The 18,339-nt window shown below is 38.8% G+C and carries 20 protein-coding genes; 6 read left to right on the plus strand and 14 right to left on the minus strand.

Going from position 1 to position 18,339, the window contains the following annotated elements:
* Positions 1–120 precede the first annotated feature (120 nt).
* Together lepB and ACIQZD_RS09550 are read right to left on the minus strand one after the other, a co-directional pair.
* Positions 121–684 (minus strand): signal peptidase I, encoded by a 564-nt coding sequence (gene lepB / locus ACIQZD_RS09545; protein ID WP_402901197.1) that lies wholly within the window; start codon positions 682–684, stop codon positions 121–123.
* 33 nt (positions 685–717) lie between these two features.
* Positions 718–1,332 (minus strand): TVP38/TMEM64 family protein, encoded by a 615-nt coding sequence (locus ACIQZD_RS09550; protein ID WP_048680052.1) that lies wholly within the window; start codon positions 1,330–1,332, stop codon positions 718–720.
* A gap of 289 nt (positions 1,333–1,621) precedes the next feature.
* Between ACIQZD_RS09550 and ACIQZD_RS09555 the strand changes: the two genes are divergently transcribed.
* The 3 genes from ACIQZD_RS09555 (at position 1,622) to ACIQZD_RS09565 (ending at position 4,465) form a co-directional block, all read left to right on the plus strand.
* Entirely contained in the window at positions 1,622–1,993 is a 372-nt protein-coding gene (locus ACIQZD_RS09555) for a YhjD family protein (RefSeq protein WP_137017127.1), read from the plus strand.
* Between the two features lie 1,413 nt (positions 1,994–3,406).
* Entirely contained in the window at positions 3,407–4,246 is an 840-nt protein-coding gene (locus ACIQZD_RS09560) for a ComEC/Rec2 family competence protein (protein ID WP_402901201.1), read from the plus strand.
* Positions 4,247–4,465, plus strand: a complete 219-nt coding sequence (locus ACIQZD_RS09565) for a DUF3006 domain-containing protein (protein ID WP_057275817.1) — start codon at positions 4,247–4,249, stop codon at positions 4,463–4,465.
* A gap of 48 nt (positions 4,466–4,513) precedes the next feature.
* Here ACIQZD_RS09565 and ACIQZD_RS09570 read toward each other — a convergent pair whose 3' ends face one another.
* Positions 4,514–5,077, minus strand: coding sequence for a competence protein ComK (locus ACIQZD_RS09570; protein WP_402901204.1), 564 nt, complete (start codon positions 5,075–5,077; stop codon positions 4,514–4,516).
* Positions 5,078–5,397: 320 nt separating this feature from the next.
* Between ACIQZD_RS09570 and ACIQZD_RS09575 the strand changes: the two genes are divergently transcribed.
* A complete protein-coding gene (locus ACIQZD_RS09575) occupies positions 5,398–5,634 on the plus strand; it encodes an IDEAL domain-containing protein (RefSeq protein ID WP_137017118.1) in 237 nt (78 codons plus the stop codon).
* Positions 5,635–5,706: 72 nt separating this feature from the next.
* Here ACIQZD_RS09575 and ACIQZD_RS09580 read toward each other — a convergent pair whose 3' ends face one another.
* From ACIQZD_RS09580 to ACIQZD_RS09610, 7 genes are all read right to left on the minus strand, one after another.
* On the minus strand, positions 5,707–6,516 hold the full coding sequence (locus tag ACIQZD_RS09580) for a YitT family protein (RefSeq protein WP_402901208.1): 810 nt from the start codon (positions 6,514–6,516) through the stop codon (positions 5,707–5,709).
* Between the two features lie 142 nt (positions 6,517–6,658).
* Entirely contained in the window at positions 6,659–7,924 is a 1,266-nt protein-coding gene (locus ACIQZD_RS09585; RefSeq protein ID WP_402901211.1) for a M48 family metallopeptidase, read from the minus strand.
* A gap of 340 nt (positions 7,925–8,264) precedes the next feature.
* A complete protein-coding gene (locus ACIQZD_RS09590) occupies positions 8,265–8,933 on the minus strand; it encodes a LuxR C-terminal-related transcriptional regulator (RefSeq protein WP_402901214.1) in 669 nt (222 codons plus the stop codon).
* Between the two features lie 186 nt (positions 8,934–9,119).
* Positions 9,120–9,647 carry an HD domain-containing protein gene (locus tag ACIQZD_RS09595; protein ID WP_034314654.1) on the minus strand — a complete coding sequence of 176 codons (528 nt, stop codon included), beginning with the start codon at positions 9,645–9,647 and terminating at the stop codon, positions 9,120–9,122.
* Positions 9,648–9,822: 175 nt separating this feature from the next.
* Entirely contained in the window at positions 9,823–11,367 is a 1,545-nt protein-coding gene (locus tag ACIQZD_RS09600) for a fatty acid--CoA ligase family protein (RefSeq protein WP_402901219.1), read from the minus strand.
* Between the two features lie 179 nt (positions 11,368–11,546).
* The gene (lplA, locus tag ACIQZD_RS09605) at positions 11,547–12,536 is read right to left on the minus strand and encodes a lipoate--protein ligase (protein WP_402901223.1); all 990 of its coding nucleotides are present in this window, start codon (positions 12,534–12,536) and stop codon (positions 11,547–11,549) included.
* A gap of 41 nt (positions 12,537–12,577) precedes the next feature.
* A complete protein-coding gene (locus ACIQZD_RS09610) occupies positions 12,578–13,312 on the minus strand; it encodes an MBL fold metallo-hydrolase (protein ID WP_101224168.1) in 735 nt (244 codons plus the stop codon).
* Positions 13,313–13,485: 173 nt separating this feature from the next.
* Between ACIQZD_RS09610 and yhfH the strand changes: the two genes are divergently transcribed.
* Positions 13,486–13,614: a protein YhfH gene (gene yhfH / locus ACIQZD_RS09615; RefSeq protein WP_101224169.1), complete on the plus strand. Its 129-nt coding sequence runs from the start codon at positions 13,486–13,488 to the stop codon at positions 13,612–13,614.
* A 156-nt stretch (positions 13,615–13,770) separates the two neighbouring features.
* Here yhfH and ACIQZD_RS09620 read toward each other — a convergent pair whose 3' ends face one another.
* From ACIQZD_RS09620 to hemE, 3 genes are all read right to left on the minus strand, one after another.
* Positions 13,771–14,346 carry a TetR/AcrR family transcriptional regulator gene (locus ACIQZD_RS09620; protein ID WP_137017105.1) on the minus strand — a complete coding sequence of 192 codons (576 nt, stop codon included), beginning with the start codon at positions 14,344–14,346 and terminating at the stop codon, positions 13,771–13,773.
* A 277-nt stretch (positions 14,347–14,623) separates the two neighbouring features.
* On the minus strand, positions 14,624–15,559 hold the full coding sequence (gene hemH, locus ACIQZD_RS09625) for a ferrochelatase (protein ID WP_402901229.1): 936 nt from the start codon (positions 15,557–15,559) through the stop codon (positions 14,624–14,626).
* A gap of 78 nt (positions 15,560–15,637) precedes the next feature.
* On the minus strand, positions 15,638–16,681 hold the full coding sequence (gene hemE, locus ACIQZD_RS09630; RefSeq protein ID WP_402901232.1) for a uroporphyrinogen decarboxylase: 1,044 nt from the start codon (positions 16,679–16,681) through the stop codon (positions 15,638–15,640).
* A 271-nt stretch (positions 16,682–16,952) separates the two neighbouring features.
* Between hemE and ACIQZD_RS09635 the strand changes: the two genes are divergently transcribed.
* Positions 16,953–17,468 carry an antibiotic biosynthesis monooxygenase family protein gene (locus ACIQZD_RS09635; protein ID WP_101224173.1) on the plus strand — a complete coding sequence of 172 codons (516 nt, stop codon included), beginning with the start codon at positions 16,953–16,955 and terminating at the stop codon, positions 17,466–17,468.
* 175 nt (positions 17,469–17,643) lie between these two features.
* Here ACIQZD_RS09635 and ACIQZD_RS09640 read toward each other — a convergent pair whose 3' ends face one another.
* Entirely contained in the window at positions 17,644–18,015 is a 372-nt protein-coding gene (locus ACIQZD_RS09640; RefSeq protein ID WP_402901235.1) for a phosphatase PAP2 family protein, read from the minus strand.
* Between the last annotated feature and the right edge of the window lie 324 nt (positions 18,016–18,339).

Consider the following 18,339-nt stretch of genomic DNA (forward strand, 5'->3'; position numbering starts at 1 on the left):
TTTCTGTTTCCAATTAGATTTACTTTCTATTATTTTACCGTTTCCCTTAAAAAAACACCAATCGTACGTTCGCGTTTTCCCCCAAAAGAAAAAGCCCGCATAATTTTGGGGCTTCCACAATCATTCACCTGTAAATTTAAAATTGAAATCATTGACCGGCCAATATCGAACATCCACTTTACCGACAACATTTTCAACCGGTATATAACCAAAATGACGGCTGTCAGCACTTTCAAGACGGTTATCACCCATGACAAAAAGCTTGCCCTCCGGAACTTTGGTCATGTCCGTCAATTCTTTTAATGTAAAATCACCCGTAAAATCCTGTTCCGGGAAACCTTCCTTGAATTTCTCAAGATAAGGCTCATCCACTTTCTCACCATTTACGTAAAGCCGATCATCTTTATAACGAATTCGGTCACCTGCAATCCCTATAACCCGCTTAACATAATCTTCTTGTGAATTCGCATGAAAAACAATAATGTCAAAACGGTTGATATCATGAATCTGGTAATTGATTTTATTCACGACAAGTTTATTTCCATCTTCAAGGGTCGGCTGCATCGACTTCCCTTCAACATCATAGCTTGAAAAGAGAAATGTACGGATTAAGATGTAAATAACAAAAGCTATCATCGCTGGTTTTATCCAATCGGATAAAGAATTCTTATTTGTTTTTTCCATCTAGTTCAACCCCTACTGCATTTATATATTAATTTATTGTCCTTCTTCTCTCTTCATGCTTTTATTTAACCTGACTTCCAGTCTTTTCCCCACATACCATAGGATAAAGATGACGATTCCGATAATGATCGTTCGCACAGGTTTATGAATTAAGGATACTAAATCGTAACCTACGAAGCTGATCGTAAAAATCATCACCGCTTTCCCACCCACTACTGCAAGTCCATATTGCAGGGTACTGACTTTTGAAAGTCCTGCCACGATATTAACGATAGCCGAAGGTGTAAAAGGGAAGCAGAGTAATATGAACAAAGGACCGAATCCATGGCTCTCAACCCAAACCATCAACCTCTGCACCTGCTTATGTTTTTGCAAAAATCGGAAAAACCTCATTTGACCATATCTTCTAATAATCCAAAAGATCAAAAAAGACCCCGCTACCGCACCAATCCAAGAAAATAAAAATCCCCACCAGAGACCAAAAGCCGTTGCATTAGCAAGCACGAACACCACTAAGGGCAAAAAAGGCAAAAAAGCTTCCAGCATCGGCAGCAAGATCCCAGGAATTGGACCGAATGAGCGATATTGCTGAATAAGTGCCGATATATGATCAAGTGTAAACCACTCACGTATAGTATCCAAATCCATAATTATCTCCCTCGACATGCTGCCATCATTGCAGCATAAACTTATTAAAAACTGTTTATTTTAGATATATCACTTTCCCCTGAAATTGCAAGAATTATTATCCATATATCTTCATACTTTCCCTATCTCCGGAAAACATAATCTTGTTAACGAATATTTCTTGATTTATCAAAACTGCTTGCATATACACTGAAAATACATTAGGATAAAAAACGGAACACACGTTCTTATTTTGTAGAATATACATACTATTATTAAAAACGCGCTATTTTAGAAAGGGGCGGTCATGATGACCCGCATTCCAGAAGGTGACCGAAATATGATTGAAAAAGCCATCTACCTCCCTATGGTTATTACAGTCTTAAACCGGGATCTCAAGGTCATCGAAATTAGTCCGTTTAAATTAAAAAGGCCCTATTCGGAGCTAGTCGAACATATTTTAAAAGTGGTTCAAGACGAACTTGCCGAGGTACGGCGCTATTTGCGCAAGGAGAATATTAAGGTTAGTGAAATCAAACGCGATGAATCCTTCACGATGTATTGTTTTTTATATAAAGGATACGAGGAACATCATAATTATTTCAACCCCCGCCTTCGCAACAAAACCGAAGACTTGTTATGTTATTATTTTTTTGAAAAAAACCACCGATCAAGGAATTAGCGGGTACAGGCAACCTCCGTAAATGTTTGTGTCCGTGAATGTGGATGTTTGGAGCCTTAGATCATCCAATATCTTATATGAGAAGGTTAAGCTTAATCAGTCAATATAGGAATTATCGTAACGGAATGTTTCGGTTAAGAATAAGCTTATAATGTCTTTTATTTAAAACTTTATCAGCAAATGATATTCCATCGAGTGAATTTGTTTTCTGATTGAACTACACTCTGTAAATGCTTCTTGATAAATTGCTAAACGTATTTAATTATATCCAGTCATAGCAACATTTTACTAATATATGGTGTACAATCTATTAGTCTAATTGAAATAGCAGAAAGTATTTTGTCTAAACACAGTATATTGCACCAATTTTCATTTTGAAAACTTTTATAAATTATCCAGAAGAAACACATAAAAAAGAAGACGGAAAGTACATAACTCCCGAAGAGTTAGCGGAAAGAGATAATAAGGGTTACATAGAGACAGAAAATACATATAAATCTTTATACCCTTATATTGATTTACGGCATGTCGCTTTAAATAATGATATACGGGTGCTATGAAGTGCAGTCCAAATAAATATGGACGAAATTATGAAAAAGAGTAGCCTTATAATAAATTCTATACTTGGATATATTGCAATAGGAGTATTCGTTATTGGTTATATTAGAAGTATACCGGTATATAACTATACAATTCTAGGTTTTGAAGTAGATTACATTAGGAACGTCTTTCATTTTTGGATATATATATTACCTTGAGAAGCAATTAAAGGTCCCCCAAAAGGCTCTTTTTATTGGGAGAGCATGTTTTTTTATCACTTTAATAGGTAGTTTCATTTTAGAAGTGATTTGAAATTCAGCATTCTCTCCCCTCTATTTCTGAACCATTTGAGAGAAGAAGGCTTCACACATTTCCAGTAACTATACATTTTATGATACCTATACTTAAACTGTGTGCAGCTAACTTCTACAAATTAGAAAATTACTGTAAAAATGCTCTATCCTAAGGAAGCAAAAGAGGAAATGTTTGTATATCGATGTTTTTCAAAGAAGGCTCTGAAACATAAAAAAAGAAATTTAAGTTTTAATGGATGAGTTATTTGAAGATTAATTCTAAAAGCCCTTCTCATATGAGAAGGGCTTTTGGTTGTGGCTTTTGCTAAAGCAAACATTGATATGAATGATCGTATGAAAGAATCATTCCATTATCCGCCTGTAGAATATCATCTTCTCCATATTAAAAACTCAGGTACATTCCCCTTCTTCACCAGCGACAATCCATCATAAATACCCAGGATCATTTTACCTAACCACGGATTCTGACGCCCGCTTCCTTTTTTTATCACAAAGAAAATCATGTCCAAATCCCCATTTTTCGAATTACACATGGTAAATTATTATTTGGAGGGGAAAAATGAAGAAAATAAATATTCTACTGGTTGCTGTTCTTGTTTTGTCTTTATTCACTGGACTTAAAACAACTGAGGCAGCCTCAAATGTGAAGGTACATTTCATCAATGTTGTACAAGGGGATGCCATCCTTATTCAAACCGGTAACGAAAACGTTTTAATTGATGGCGGCGGTAAAGGAAAGGGCGACGAAGTTGTAGCCTACCTAAAAAAACAAAAGGTGAAAACACTTAATGCATTAGTATCCACTCACCCAGATGCGGATCATGTGGGCGGTCTGGCTTATGTGATTAAATCGCTTAATGTAAAATCTGTGTATGCCCCTAAAGTTTCTCATACTACCCAGGCATATAAAGACTTTTTAACGGCTGTTAAGCAGAAGAAGCTTACAATAAAAAAAGCGCAGACTGGCGTGGAAATCAACACTAAAGCTAAGGATAATTCCCTTAAATTCATTGCACCTGTTAAAGAATATGCCAAGTCTGACTTAAATAATTGGAGTGCAGTCCTTTTACTTAAACACGACAAAAAAACATTCTTGTTCACAGGTGATGCTGAAGAAAAATCAGAGACAGATATGCTGGCTAAAAAACTATTACCAAGTGTTGATGTACTTAAAGTCGGCCATCATGGTGCAAAAACATCAACTAGTTCAGCATTCATTAACAAAACAAAACCGAAATACGCTGTAATCAGTGTAGGAAAAAATGGCTATGGGCATCCTACTTCCACTGTTATAAAACGGTTGAATTCAGTGAAGGCCAAAACTTATCGCACAGATAAATCAGGTAACATTATTTTTACTTCTACAGGTCAGAAAATTACTGTAAAGACGGTGAAATAAATGGTACAAGGAATTATTGACCGCTTCGAAGGAAAGATCGCTGTCGTTGAAATCGATGGTGGTGACATGAAGGATTTTCCTAAAAGCGCTCTCCCCAAGGGAGCAAAAGTAGGAGATATGCTGATTATCGATGGTGATACCATCACCATTTCCAAAGAGGGCACTGAGAAGTTAAGAAAAGAAATTGACGATCTAATGGATGAATTATTTGAAGATTGATTCCTGAGCCCTTCTTTAAAAAGAAGGGCTTGCTTTAATTTTGAATGTCTAACGCGGTATATACTTTGACATTACCTCTGAAGCCTTGACCCCATTTGCTTCGCTGAACAGATAGAATGATTTCCTCTTTGTTTCCTCAATCCTCTGGATCAATTTCGTTTTTAAAAAAGAAGTTCGGTGCAGCTGGTTTTCGAAAGAACTGCATGATACTGCTATATCGATGGATTGTCTATTCCTGAATGTGATAGTAGTATGTTTGGAATCCAGGCGATCATAGGATACCACATGCTCATGTGATAACCAGATGCATTGAGGACGCAACGGAGATGTAGTGGGAAAGAAGAAAATCGAACTGGTCGGATCGATCGCAATAGGCGCTTTATGTGTGATGTTTATAAGCTGTTTTGTGCCTTGCTTGCGCCCTTCATAACTTGATCCGAAGAACTCACAGCTTTTCTTTATTATTTCCAAAGGTTTAAACGGGGATATGAACTCGTCCTCCATTTCAACGATACGGGCATATATTTTACTGCCGTAATTGATTGGCGAAACCATTAATGTATGTGGCGTGATTTCATATTCCTCTATGATTCCCTGATTGTTTTCCTTCATTTTTAATCCACCTCTTCCTCATTGCTAAACACCGCTTTTACTTTACCAAAGCTTATTCCCTTGATTGCTTGTACCCTTCCTTTCCCCATTGCCGAAGAAAAGTGAATGGAGATAGTAAATGTTTGTTAAATTACTCACTATAATAGCACAACCCTTGAACATAAAAAGTAAGTTCACAAAAAATTAAAACTTCTTTTATTTATTGGCTTTTTCTTCATCTAAACGACACATTCTCTATTAATATTTAAATTTTTTAAATTTTCAGTTGATTTTATCCGCTCAAATCCATATAATAATAAAAAGGGTCAGGGGTGGTAACTTTGAAAAATGAAAAATCTTATTCAGAGTCAGTGAAGTCCTTATCAATGAGCGAAATGAAAAACGATGCCGTGGTTCAGGAAATGTTAATTGATATGATTATTCAGGAAGCCGTCCTTACTACCAAAAAGAATATCCTTGCAAAACAGATCGATGAAGCCTTGGATAAGAAAAACAAACCTTTATTCTTAAAACTAAGTTCTGAAATGAACGTTTTACTAAAACAGTTTGGAAATTAAAATGCATGATTTAAAAACAGCCTAATGATCAAAAAAGCCTCCCATAATGTTGGGAGGCTTTTCTGATTATCATCACTCTTTATGAAACATCCCCATGACCTCGGATGTTTCGGTTATATTGACAAAAGCATTCGGATCAACTTCTTTTATCATCCTTTTTACATCGGTTAACTGATAACGTGTAATGACTGTCATCATTACTTTACTCTTTTCGCCTGAATATGCACCTTCACCATCCATGACTGTAATACCGCGATATAGGTTGGTCAGAAGCTTCGTTTTCATTTCGTCACTCTTTTTGGTCACGATCATCAATGTTAATTTAATGTGATTGGAATGGATCGTATCGATTACCTTTCCTGCTGCATAAATGGAAATCAGCGTATATAATGCGGCATCCCAACCGAAGATGAAGCCTGAGATAACCACCACAACTGCATTCATCACCGAAAGCAATGTACCAAGCGGAAAGTCGCTCTTCTTAGCCAATAGCATGGCAATGATGTCAAAGCCGCCCGAAGACCCCGAAGCGCGAAAGACGATGCCTATACCGATTCCCGATATGATTCCGCCAAATAAAGAAGACAAAATCGGTTCAGTGGAAATTCCGTGAACTGGAATGAGATATAAACTGACGGAAATCAAGACAACTGATAATATCGTATAGGTGATAAAGCGTCTCCCTAATTTCAGGTATCCAAGAATCAGCAATGGCAGGTTCATCAGAAAATTCAATATCCCTGTGTTGACTGGGGTGATGATTCCGAACATGATCGCAAGCCCACTAAGTCCGCTGCTTAAAATTAAATGTGGTATCAAAAATAAGTTGTAGGCCACTGCCACAAGCACTGAGCCTATAGTGATGAAAAGTACATTATACATATCCGATCTCCTTAAAACGAACTGGGAATTTAATTTATTATAGTAGAGAACCTAAGATTTTTAAAAATAATAGTTTTTTCTGAAAACAACTACAAACTTCCATTTTCCGAAGAAAAAAAGCCAGCTGGTTTTCAGCTGGCTTTCAATCACCCTTTGTATCTGCATTTTCAACCGTTGAAATCCGTTCGAGCATGGTTGGATGGGAATACCGCAGCCATTTAACCAGGAATGGCGGGTTGACCTGACTCAAACCCGACCTCGTGAGTTCCTGGAAAGTCGTGATTGCTGATTCTTTATCCCCGGTCATTTCAATGGCATATCGGTCAGCCCTTGTTTCTTGATATCTGGAAACATAATTGGACAGCGGACTCGAAGCAAAGAGCAGCACAGACGTTATTAAGAGAAATAATGGAAGAGATGATATGCTGTCAACCGAACGAACCTTTAACAGGTGGCCCCAGCGTCTAATGATAAAATGCATGATTTTCGATGTCAGCCACAAACCGATTAAAGTCAGTCCTAAATAACCTGCAATCCCTATATAAATGTGCTTTTCCACATAATGAGCCATTTCATGTGCCATGATAAAAAGGATTTCATCTTCCTTCAGTTTGTTCAGGGTCGTATCCCAAAGAACTATTCTTGAGTTGGAACCTATGCCGGTCACGTATGCATTCAAAGCATTTGTCTTTTCCGCCATATTTACTTCATACACGTGTTCAGCCGGAATTTCAGCCTGTGAGGCAAGTGCCAATATTTCCGTTTCCAGCTCTTTATTTTTGAGCGGATAGAATTCATTGTACAGCGGATCAATCACTACAGGCTGAACAAACATCAGGAACAAGGTAAATGGAATGGACAACATCCAGGCATAGAGCCACCACTTCTTCACACTTTTCTTCATTAACCAATATAAAACGGAAACGATGATGAACATCATCCCAAAATTCACCCAGAATTCGATGACTCCATCCTTCATCCACGAGGTGAAACTTTGTGTACTTATATGGTAACTTTTGCTCATTCGATATCCAATGAAACTGATTGGAAACAGTGCCAGGTAAGAAATAACGGAAAGCCAGAATAAGTAAATGCCCGTTCTGATCGCTTTCCACCTCGAGACTGCCATTGACGACTTTTCAAATGCTTTTGATAAACCAAATAGTAAAATGAAGAAATACAGCAGCCATTCATATGGCGTGGATACGAAAAAAATGAAATTCCGCAATCCTGAATATTCTTCGCTAAGCTTTAGTTCCCTTGCATTCAGGAATGTTGCAGGATCTGCTGCAGTTCCACGCAAAGCTTCGGGAATGGAGGTATCAGCTCCATAAAAAATATACCAATACATCGCTGCTGCATAAAGGATATATAATAGAATCGCTCTGCCAGCCCATTTTCTGACCATGATGCCCCTCCTTAAACGAATCTCCCTCTTAATAGTTTAATCCAAAATGGACAGGTTAGAACCGCATTTCCCTTCTATATTATTTATTCCTTTCAATCTCCATCATTTTCTTGATTCTTTATTCTTTTTTATCCACCTTGAAATTTCACAGAATACACCTTTACGCCGGTGACAGGATCATTGACATACGAGGAGGCGGAATGATGCAACGCAGAGGCGTTAATAAATGGAGGGCTGGGAGGTTAAACGATTTTGTCTCTCTGCCGCTACCTAATTGCTTTGGAATGTGAATCCGATAAAGAATCCGTGTAGCGATTTACGGGGGGACGGGCATGAGTAGTCATCCCTTCATCCCGCTATTTTGAAAGCTATACAATAGTGCCATAAGCTCCGGTCGATTATTAACATTCAGTTTTCTGTAAATCCGGCTTATATAGTTTTTTACCGTGCCGATGGATAGAAAAATTTTTTTTGAAATTTGCTGATTCGTTTCCCCTTGGGTTAGCAGGATAAGCAGTTCATACTCGCGTTTGGAAAAGGCCCCCAATTTTTCGATTGCCTTATCCAAAGTTACTGGTGATCTTTCAACATCCTGCTGCAGCTTCTTCATTAATATTGATTTTATTGAGGCAGGATAGACTATCTGTCCATTGGCACATTGACGGATTGCCGACAGCACTTGTTTCATTCCACAACCCTGTAACACATAACCTGCTGCACCATGGCATATCGCTTCGATAAGATAATGATCTTCTGAATAGGCAGTAAAAATGACGAAAGGAGTAAATGGGTGTTTTTCCTTTAGAATTGGCATGACTTCCTGTCCATACCTCCCTGATGACCGGGCATCAATAAGAATGGCATCCGGCATGACTGATGGTCTATAATCAGAATCAAGAAGGTCCATTTCATTTCCAGTTATCCCTATGACCTTAATGTCAGCTTCTTTTTCAATGATTCCCTCAAGTCCTCCCTGACCACCATATATCATTAGCTTAATCGACTTCATAACTTCACCTGTTCTTTTTCATTATTTGTTATTAATCCGATAGTTTTTATAATTTCCCGCCGATAAATAGTTCTAATGGTCTATATTTTACATCATTAATTCACCTGATAACAAATTTAAACTGTAAAAATACTTTAAATAAATGTGCTCCTCCTGACAGTAAAAAGGCTATCACCCCGTTTGCCTTCAGGATGATAGCCTTTTTCTTTGTTCCTCATCTATGAGCGTATCAAGTTTCATGATGCTCTCCTTTGCCCGTGGAAAATCAATTTTGCGATAATGGTGTTTTCCACCTTCTTCTTCATCTTTTTCGTCGGCCCATTTGACGACTTGCTGAAGCGGTGTACGAATAATATCATTTGAAGGTAAGAACGAATCGGTGTGAAATAAAATGGCGAGGGAAATGGTCTTTGCCTTTATCGGGTTTTCTCCCAAGCGGATTAACAGTTTATGTGCTCGTTCTGCACCTTTGATGGGGTGAATATCATTTTGTTTATACAGATCATAATCCCATTTACCATTGCGATACCAGGTGAAATGACCCATATCATGCAAAAGTCCAGCTTTAGCAGCAATATCAGGGTCGACATTATATTCGTTTGCTAAGTGAAACGCATGGTATGCTACCGCAATCGCATGTGCCAGACCTGAACGGTTCAAGTATTTTTGAGCAATGGGATGTGTAAAAATATCCAAAAGCTTTACATCTCTCATCTAACCCCTCCTTACAATTATGTGGAAATTTTTAATGACTATCATAACTCTTTTCGAAACAAGAATCAAGGTTTTAAGTTTCTCCGATATATTTTATGCAGCCTGATACACTTTGGTTGTACAAAAAAGGACCATTGCCGGTTATAGGCAATGATCTCCTTATGATCAATGAAATTCAGTTTTGCAGTACATGGTTTTTCAAGGAGCGGCGTAAAATTTTACCTGTCGCGTTTTTTGGAAGTTCATCCAAAAACTCAATTTTTGCCGGTACCTTATATTTGGCCAAGTGTTCCATGCAATAGGAATGCAGTTCTTCCTCGGTCAATGCATTGTTTTTCTTTACCACAAAGCATTTAACCACTTCCCCCTGATTGGGATCGGGAACGCCTATGGCTGCCGCCTCAACTACTTCAGGGTGGGCATACAGAACCTCCTCCACTTCACGTGGATAGACATTATAGCCACCGACGATAATAAGCTCCTTTTTACGATCTACAATGAAAAAATAGCCTTCATCATCCATCCTGGCTAAATCGCCTGTATATAACCAGCCATTTTTCAAGACAGCGGCTGATTCTTCAGGCATTTTATAATACCCCTTCATTACATTCGGACCTCTGACAATCAATTCCCCTACCCCATTGATCGGCACTTCTTCTCCAAGCTCATTGACCACTTTGTTTTCCACCCTAAGGATGGAGGTTCCGATGGATCCCGCCTTCCTTGGACGATCCAAAGGATTGAAGCAGGTAACAGGAGAAGCTTCGGATAGGCCATATCCTTCTGAAACCCTGACATTGAATTTCCGCTCGAATGATTCAAGCAAGGACACTGGCATGGCGGATCCGCCCGATATGCATATGCGTAACGACTTTAAAGCATCTTCTTTCACATCTGGATATTGGAAAAGAAAGTTATACATCGTAGGCACTCCAGCAAAAACGGTTGCATCATATTTTTTGATTTGCCTGAATATTTCCTTTGGACTGAATTGCGGGACAATTAAAAGCGTACCTCCGCTTATCAATGGGGCATTCACAACTACCGTTAAACTGAAAACATGGAACATTGGCAATGTCGTAATGACCCGGTCACTTTCCGTGATTCTTAAATATTCACCAATATCATGTGCATTGGAGTAGATATTGGTATGTGTGAGCATGGCCCCCTTTGGTTTCCCCGTTGTTCCCGAAGTATAGAGTATGATTGCCGTATCTTCAGGATCCAGTTCTGGACCTTCAAAGCCTTCATCCCCCGATTCGATCATTTTTGTAAACGATTTCATTTTTGGGTAGATGTTAAATTTGCTAATATCCCCATTATCAGGCTCCGTTTCACAAATCACATATTGTTCAACGCTTGAGAGGATCGGGTTCATTTTCTCAAGTAAGGGTAAAAGCTTATCTAATGCCACAACAACCTTTACATCGCCATTATTCAGGATATAACCAATCTCGTCAGGTGTGTAAATTGGATTGACGGGAATTACGGTCGCCCCTGCCCGCATAGCTCCATACAACGAAATGATGAAATGTGGAGAGTTTCCTAATAGCAGCGCAATGTTATCACCTTTTGAAACACCAAGCCTATGTAATTCGTCTGCGAATTTCGTAACGGCTTTATCCAATTCCCCATATGAAGTGGATTGATCCATAAAGTAATATGCTGGCTTATCCGCCTTTTTTAAAGCCATTTGATGAAGCTGTTCAGATAAATTCATCTTTCTCCCTCCCCTGCAAATAGCATGAATGAATAGTCATTCATTTTTATGGTGAACTAAATACATTTTTATTATATTAAAAGAATGCGATCACAGCAACAATTTTATCCATATTCAAGCAATTACTGTCATTATCAGGAACAAAAGCCGTCCTATTAAGTCGGGACGGCTTTTCAGGCTTAATATATTAAAGCCAATATTTCTTCTTTCGTTACATTGCCAAAATAATGACGAACATCAATCTCATCTAGTACCTTGCTGATTGCTTCCTTTTCATAGCGTATTCCAGTAAGCTTTTGTTCAATATCCGCAACCTCCCCGACCCCGAAGAAATCGCCGTAGATTTTACAATTTTCAATGATTCCCCTGTTCACTTCAAGGCGGATATCAACAGATCCCACAGGGAATCTATGTGAGTTTTGCAAGTTGAATTTAGGTGATTTTCCGTAATTCCACTCCCAGTTTTGATATCTTTCTTCCGAGATTTCGTGAATTTTCTCCCAATCCGTCTCGGTTAAAACATACTCTGTAACCTTTCCGCTATCTTTGAAAATATTTTGCAGAAGGAATGAACGGAATTCTTCAACAGACATCGGTTCTTTTAGGAAATCGGCAATATTACCGACACGGCTTCTTATCGATTTAATCCCTTTGGACTCGATTTTATCTTTTTTCACTTTTAAAGCGGATACAATGTGATCCATTTCTGATTGAAACAGCAATGTCCCATGACTGAACATCCTGCCCTTCGTTGAGAACATCGCGTTTCCCGAAATCTTCTTTCCTTCAGCCAGAATATCGTTACGACCGCTCAATTCAGCATGTATTCCTAGTTTCTCGAGCGTTTCCACGACAGGCTGGGTGAATTTCTTGAAGTTATGGAAACTATCCCCATCATCTCTCGTAATGAAACTGAAATTGAGATTCCCTAGGTCATGATAAACCGCTCCACCCCCGGAAAGGCGGCGAACAACTGTAATGCCATTTCCATCTACATAATCGGAATTGATCTCTTCAATCGTATTTTGATTCCTTCCTATGATGATTGAAGGACGATTAATGTAAAATAGAAGATAGGTTTCATCTATATTTAAATGTTTAAGCGCATATTCTTCGATGGCCAGGTTAATTCTTGGATCTGTAATTCCCTTATTATCAATAAAAAGCACAGTTGTTCCTCCTTGTAGACTTCATATCCCTGTTGTTTCATTTATAGTTGGAATTCGAGATTGGTTTTGGCTACAGCTATTTCCCTTTTGAATACCTCGGATGCTTCTTTTTTCAGTTGATCGAGATTCCCATAATGCGGGAGGTGAGTTAACAGCAAAAGCTGGACGTCAGCCTTTTCTGCCAGCATGCCCGCTTCCCTTGCCGTCATATGCCCCGCCTTTGAACCATCCATATCACTGTAAAAGTTACTTTCACATAATAAAACATTTGCGTCTTTAGCGAAATCTGCAAGCTCATCCATATATGAACTGTCACCTGTGTAAACTATCGAATGATTTTCAGCTTCAATCCTCATTGCAAAACAAGGGACTGGATGTTTTGTTTTCATGAACGTAAATTTACACGGTCCAATGGTTAAGGGTTGATCAGCAGAGAAGGCTATCCCCTTTGTCACGTCTTTATAAGTTAACTTACCAAATTCGACCTCGTCTAAATCATGACCATATATAGGAATGGTCCTTTTTTCGCTGCCCAATATCTGCTGTATGAACGCAGCGTGCTGCAGGACACCAATATCCGCTACATGATCCGGATGATAGTGGGATAATACAACTGCACCAAGATCCTCCGGCTTCATATGGTTTTGCAGCTGTGATAGAACACCGCTGCCACAATCAAGCAGAATGCGAAAATCTTCATATTCAAGCAAATAGCCGGAACTTGCCTCATTTTTAGCTGGATAACCGCCCCAGCAGCCAATTACGGTGATTTTCATGCTTAGGCACTCCTTTTTTTCTCTCAATGACTTCCCCATAAATATAAACTATTCTTGCCCTTATTTCACCTTTTTTACTTATGTTATAAAACATTCGTTGACATTCGAAATCTGTTATAATACAATAAAACCATAGAAAAGCGAATAATAAAAAAATTCAGGAGATGATGTTCATGCTTCAAAGTAGCGTTGAGTTCTTTAAAAACCTGCCACCGAAACAATGCACGGAATGCGGAAAAAAAATTGAAGAACAGCACGAATGTTATGGAAACCACTGTGATCATTGCCTTTCTGGAGAGTAGTTGTCCTGTGTTTCACCATCCGCTTCCCAAATAGCAGGATGAATTCATATATGGTTCGGTTTCGCAGCTGAAAACCCCAAATAAAAAGAAGAGGTACCTAACGGTATCTCTTCTTTTTATTGGAATTCATTGCATTTGAGCAAAAAAATAGAATTATCACGTAACGGATAATCCTTTGAATAAATATATTTTAAATAGTTCAGCAATTTCCTCTTTATCTAATGGGGCATGGTTCCTTTCCCAATCAAAAATCAGGGCAAGGTACATCTTTAGCATCAGGAAAGCTGTTATCTCTGGATCGCAAGGCTGTATATAGCCCTTATCAATCGCTATTTTTAGTTTTTCCTTTATGTAGGAGACAATGGCCTCTTCCATTTCATTAACCATTTCCTGAACGGCCGGAGTACCAATTTCACGCTCTTCCTGAAGAAGTTTCAAAGATAATTGATGTTGCTGCCTGAACTCCAGAATTCGATAAACTGCACGATGCAGGTTTTCAAAAAAGGAGAGTTGGTCATCCAAAGATTGTTCCGCCTCATATTTCATTTCCTCTATCAACCGCTGAACGATTTCTTTAAACAGCTCTTCTTTATTTTTATAAAAGGTATAAATGGTCCCTTTTCCCACATTGGCAATTTTAGCGACTTGATCCATCGTCGTTGCCTTATATCCAAAAAGTGAAAACGACTTGGTCGCAGCTTCTAAAATTAATTTTTTACGATCAACAGACATTTCCCACCTCAATCCTGACCAAACGGACAAAACAGTCATTATGTTCAACGATATTATACCAAAAATTTTCAGTCTTTTCAATTATATTTCAATTTCTTATAGAAACAATGGCCATCCTCATTACTGGACAGCCACTTTTTCGAGTATTCATTTAAATCACCAAAGTCAAGTAAAAAGAAAGCGTCGCTTTTCCAGGTGTACAACATCTTTCAACTTCACATGAAAATATGTAGAGCACATTGCAAGCATGGTTAAACTACTTTCTCCTATTGACTGATTACTTTTCTTGTAATCTGTTTAAAATGATTGTGGCCAAAGCATCGATGAATTCAGGTTTAACATTGGGCATATCCGGCCTATAGTAGCCTGCACCAATTTCTTCCGTCACAACCTTACACTCATAATCGTTATCATAAAGGACTTCAAGGTGCTCGGCAACAAAGCCGACAGGAATATAAATGAAAGCTTTATAACCTTTTGCTTGATGAAGATCTCTAGTTAAATCCTGTACATCAGGTCCCAACCATGGTTCAGGTGTTTGTCCAGCGCTTTGCCAGCCTACTGCATAATTGCTAACCCCTGCGCCTTCAGCTATCATGTCTGCCGTTTCTTTCAGTTGATTTGGGTACGGATCTCCCGATTGCAGGATTTTTTCAGGGAGGCTATGTGCCGACACAATCAAAGCGAAATTATCGCGTTCTTCCGATGTCATTTTCCCGATTACTTCTTTTACCTGGTCTACCCAATATTGGATGAATTTTGGCTCATCATACCAGCTTTCAACGGAAGTGATGGTCATGTCCCCCAATTTAGCGGCTTCATCCTGGGCACGTCCATTATAAGACTTCACGCTGAATGTGGAAAAATGCGGTGCCAATACTATACTGACCGCTTCTTTGATTCCATCTTCATGCATTTGTTTCACTGCGTCTTCAACAAAAGGTTCAATATGTTTCAGTCCAAGATATGCCTTGAATTCAACTTCCTCCTGAACGGAATTCAATTTCTTTTCAAGCGCTTCAGCTTGTCCTGCCGTTATTTTTGCAAGCGGGGATAATCCACCGATCGCTTCATATCTGCCTTTTAGGTCGGCAATCAATTCATCGCTTGGCCGTCTCCCATGACGAATATGTGTATAATACCTTTCAATATCCTCTTCAGTGTATGGAGTACCATAAGCCATGACTAAAAGGCCCATTTTTTTTCTTGACATGAAGTTACACCTCTTTTAAAGATTTCGTTCTTTTATTGTGCATCCAATTAAGGAGTTTTAGCAAATGGTTCGCTCACCTTACTTCATTTTTGATGAATATTCATGAATGAAAGCGGTAAGCCTCTTCAGTGTTTCCGGGTTTACGGAAGGGAAAACCCCATGACCAAGATTAAAGATGTATCCGTCCTGTTCCATGCCCTGATCCAGGATCCTTTTCGTCCGTTCTTCTATAACATCCCATGATGATAATAGCAGGGCAGGATCAAGATTACCTTGTACCGTTTTCTGGATTCCCATTTGTCTCGCTTCTGTAATTGGCAGTCTCCAATCGAGCCCGACTACATCAATCGGAAGATCATTCCACTCAAGTGCCAAGTGACTTGCGCCGACCCCGAACATGATTAGCGGTACATTTTCTTCACGCAATGATGAAAAGATACGAGTCATGATCGGCTTGATGAATACGCGGTAATCTTCAACATTCAAAGCACCCACCCAGGAATCAAAGATCTGGATGGCTTTAACGCCGGCTTTGATTTGCGACTTGACATAGATGATGATCATATCCGCCAGCTTATCCATTAATGCAAACCATGCCTTTGGCTCTGTATACATGAAAGCTTTCGTCTTATTGTAGTTTTTGGAGGGGCCGCCTTCAATCATGTATGAAGCAATGGTGAACGGTGCCCCGGAGAAACCGATCAAAGGAACGGACAATTGCTCCGTGGTCAATAATTTAATCGTGTCCAACACATATGGGATGTCTTTCTCTGGGTTCAATTCACCTAATTTTTCAACATCTGTCACCGATTGGATCGGATTGGATATGACCGGACCGATTCCGGACTTAATCTCAACATCGACACCAATGGCTGGTAGCGGTGTCATTATATCTTTATATAAAATCGCAGCGTCTACATCATATTGCTCGACTGGCAATCTAGTTACATAAGCGCATAATTCCGGCTGATGAGTAATTTCAAAAAGGGAGTACTTCTCTTTCAATTTACGGTATTCCGGCTGTGAACGGCCGGCCTGACGCATATACCAAACAGGCACATGATCCGTTTTCTCTCCTCTCGCAGCTTTTAAGAATGTATCATTCGTAATTTCCTTAGACATTAATATCCACCTTTCAAGCAATCACGTTTCTATTTTTATTCATTACCTACATAGAATATCAGAAGGATGTTGAATTTCAAATCGAATCTCCTTAAACTATAGCTTTTTCTATAATAGAAGTATAGCCAACCTATATATTTGTCAGAAAATCGACGTTTTTATAAGTACCTTACCGGTTTACAGGCCTAATGGTTAGTTTGGAAATGGTAAAAGCACTATTCATTGGGTAAAATGGGTATACAGGTACTATATAGAAATTGGAGGGGAATTTATGAATGTATTCATCACATCAGGCACATACGATTTTTTAAAAATCAAAAAAGATAAGCACCCGAATGAAAAAATATTACTTATGCAAAATCCTGACACTGCAGTACTTTTACATGAAACAACAGGTAAAACGATCTTCAGCTCTCCACGTAAGTATGAAGTGGTTGATGGGAAAGGAAACCTTCAGGATCATGGGTATGTAGTCATGAACAATATCCCTGTAAGTGAAGAAGGAAGGCCGGTATTCGAACATCGTTTTAAAAACAGGGCCGGATTCATTGAAAATGAACCAGGTTTCGTCGCACTTCGTGTACTGCGGCCAATCAACTCTGAAACTTATGTAATTCTAACGATTTGGGAGAAACAAGCTGATTTCCTGAACTGGAAGAATTCCGGTTCCTTTAAGATGGCGCATAACAGCGACTCCAAAGCTCCCGTTACGAATTCCAGCCAGAAGATGTTTTCGGGTGAAGCCTATGTAACTCAATATACATTGGTGAAGGATTCCGAAGAATAATCCATTCTTGCTCAATAAAAGGCCCATCCCCTTAAGGATGGGCCTTTTCATAGTAATGCAGATTGTTATTTGGACGCTAAAAAATCATAAAGACCTATAACAATCCGACAAATTACTTCTTTATTTCCGGGGAAATGCAACGGATATTTACATATATTTTATCTGAATCCTTTTTTCAAAGTACTCTAGGCCCCAGGAATTTATACAATTTAAACAAGGTTAAACTATATGCCGCTCCTAATGCAAAACCTGCAAAGATATCAGTTGGAAAATGAACTTTCATAACGATCCTGCTGACACCAATTAGCAGAATGAGACAAACGAAACCGATTCCCACTGCCCATTTCAATGAGTTTCCTTTCATTTCTTTCATGATTAAATAAGCAACCATAATGAAGAAAATAAGGCCCATCATTGCGTGGCCACTTGGAAAACTGAAGCCAGCGGTCTCCATCAAATGATTTTCAGGGCGCACTCTTTTAACATGATTTTTTATCCACCCGTTTAACACATCACCCCCAGCAATTCCGATAGAGAAGACGGCCATGGTCCCAATAATCCTTCTTTATTATCCACAAATATAGAACACATAATAAGCTTCCAAAACCAATGAACTTGGATTTCCCAAGATAGGTAATGGACTTGAAGAAAGTGAACGAAAAAGTTTTCTCTCCTACGGAAAAAAGTTCCGCAATATATGTATCGAACGCTAAAGCCTCCCAACTTTGGACTTCATGCATCAAAAAAAAGAATAGCAACATGCAAAGTGAAACCAAAGCAATCCAAATATTTAATCATTATATATCTCTCCTCGAGGTATTTAATACACTTTGGATTATTCAGAATATGATATACTATTTACAATTAATCC

It is taken from the genome of Peribacillus sp. NPDC096447, assembly GCF_044762725.1.
Taxonomy (GTDB): Bacteria; Bacillota; Bacilli; order Bacillales; family DSM-1321; genus Peribacillus.

Excerpts from the sequence above, each read along its gene's own strand:
- ACIQZD_RS09555 (WP_137017127.1), top strand. The coding sequence starts at position 1,622 with ATGACCCGCATTCCAGAAGGTGACCGAAATATGATTGAAAAAGCCATC.
- hemH (WP_402901229.1), bottom strand. The coding sequence starts at position 15,559 with ATGTCAAGAAAAAAAATGGGCCTTTTAGTCATGGCTTATGGTACTCCA.
- ACIQZD_RS09635 (WP_101224173.1), top strand. The coding sequence starts at position 16,953 with ATGAATGTATTCATCACATCAGGCACATACGATTTTTTAAAAATCAAA.
- hemE (WP_402901232.1), bottom strand. The coding sequence starts at position 16,681 with ATGTCTAAGGAAATTACGAATGATACATTCTTAAAAGCTGCGAGAGGA.
- ACIQZD_RS09550 (WP_048680052.1), bottom strand. The coding sequence starts at position 1,332 with ATGGATTTGGATACTATACGTGAGTGGTTTACACTTGATCATATATCG.
- yhfH (WP_101224169.1), top strand. The coding sequence starts at position 13,486 with ATGCTTCAAAGTAGCGTTGAGTTCTTTAAAAACCTGCCACCGAAACAA.
- ACIQZD_RS09595 (WP_034314654.1), bottom strand. The coding sequence starts at position 9,647 with ATGAGAGATGTAAAGCTTTTGGATATTTTTACACATCCCATTGCTCAA.
- ACIQZD_RS09570 (WP_402901204.1), bottom strand. The coding sequence starts at position 5,077 with ATGAAGGAAAACAATCAGGGAATCATAGAGGAATATGAAATCACGCCA.
- ACIQZD_RS09585 (WP_402901211.1), bottom strand. The coding sequence starts at position 7,924 with ATGGTCAGAAAATGGGCTGGCAGAGCGATTCTATTATATATCCTTTAT.
- ACIQZD_RS09610 (WP_101224168.1), bottom strand. The coding sequence starts at position 13,312 with ATGAAAATCACCGTAATTGGCTGCTGGGGCGGTTATCCAGCTAAAAAT.
- ACIQZD_RS09565 (WP_057275817.1), top strand. The coding sequence starts at position 4,247 with ATGGTACAAGGAATTATTGACCGCTTCGAAGGAAAGATCGCTGTCGTT.
- ACIQZD_RS09640 (WP_402901235.1), bottom strand. The coding sequence starts at position 18,015 with ATGGCCGTCTTCTCTATCGGAATTGCTGGGGGTGATGTGTTAAACGGG.
- ACIQZD_RS09590 (WP_402901214.1), bottom strand. The coding sequence starts at position 8,933 with ATGAAGTCGATTAAGCTAATGATATATGGTGGTCAGGGAGGACTTGAG.
- ACIQZD_RS09620 (WP_137017105.1), bottom strand. The coding sequence starts at position 14,346 with ATGTCTGTTGATCGTAAAAAATTAATTTTAGAAGCTGCGACCAAGTCG.
- lepB (WP_402901197.1), bottom strand. The coding sequence starts at position 684 with ATGGAAAAAACAAATAAGAATTCTTTATCCGATTGGATAAAACCAGCG.
- ACIQZD_RS09600 (WP_402901219.1), bottom strand. The coding sequence starts at position 11,367 with ATGAATTTATCTGAACAGCTTCATCAAATGGCTTTAAAAAAGGCGGAT.
- ACIQZD_RS09580 (WP_402901208.1), bottom strand. The coding sequence starts at position 6,516 with ATGTATAATGTACTTTTCATCACTATAGGCTCAGTGCTTGTGGCAGTG.
- ACIQZD_RS09560 (WP_402901201.1), top strand. The coding sequence starts at position 3,407 with ATGAAGAAAATAAATATTCTACTGGTTGCTGTTCTTGTTTTGTCTTTA.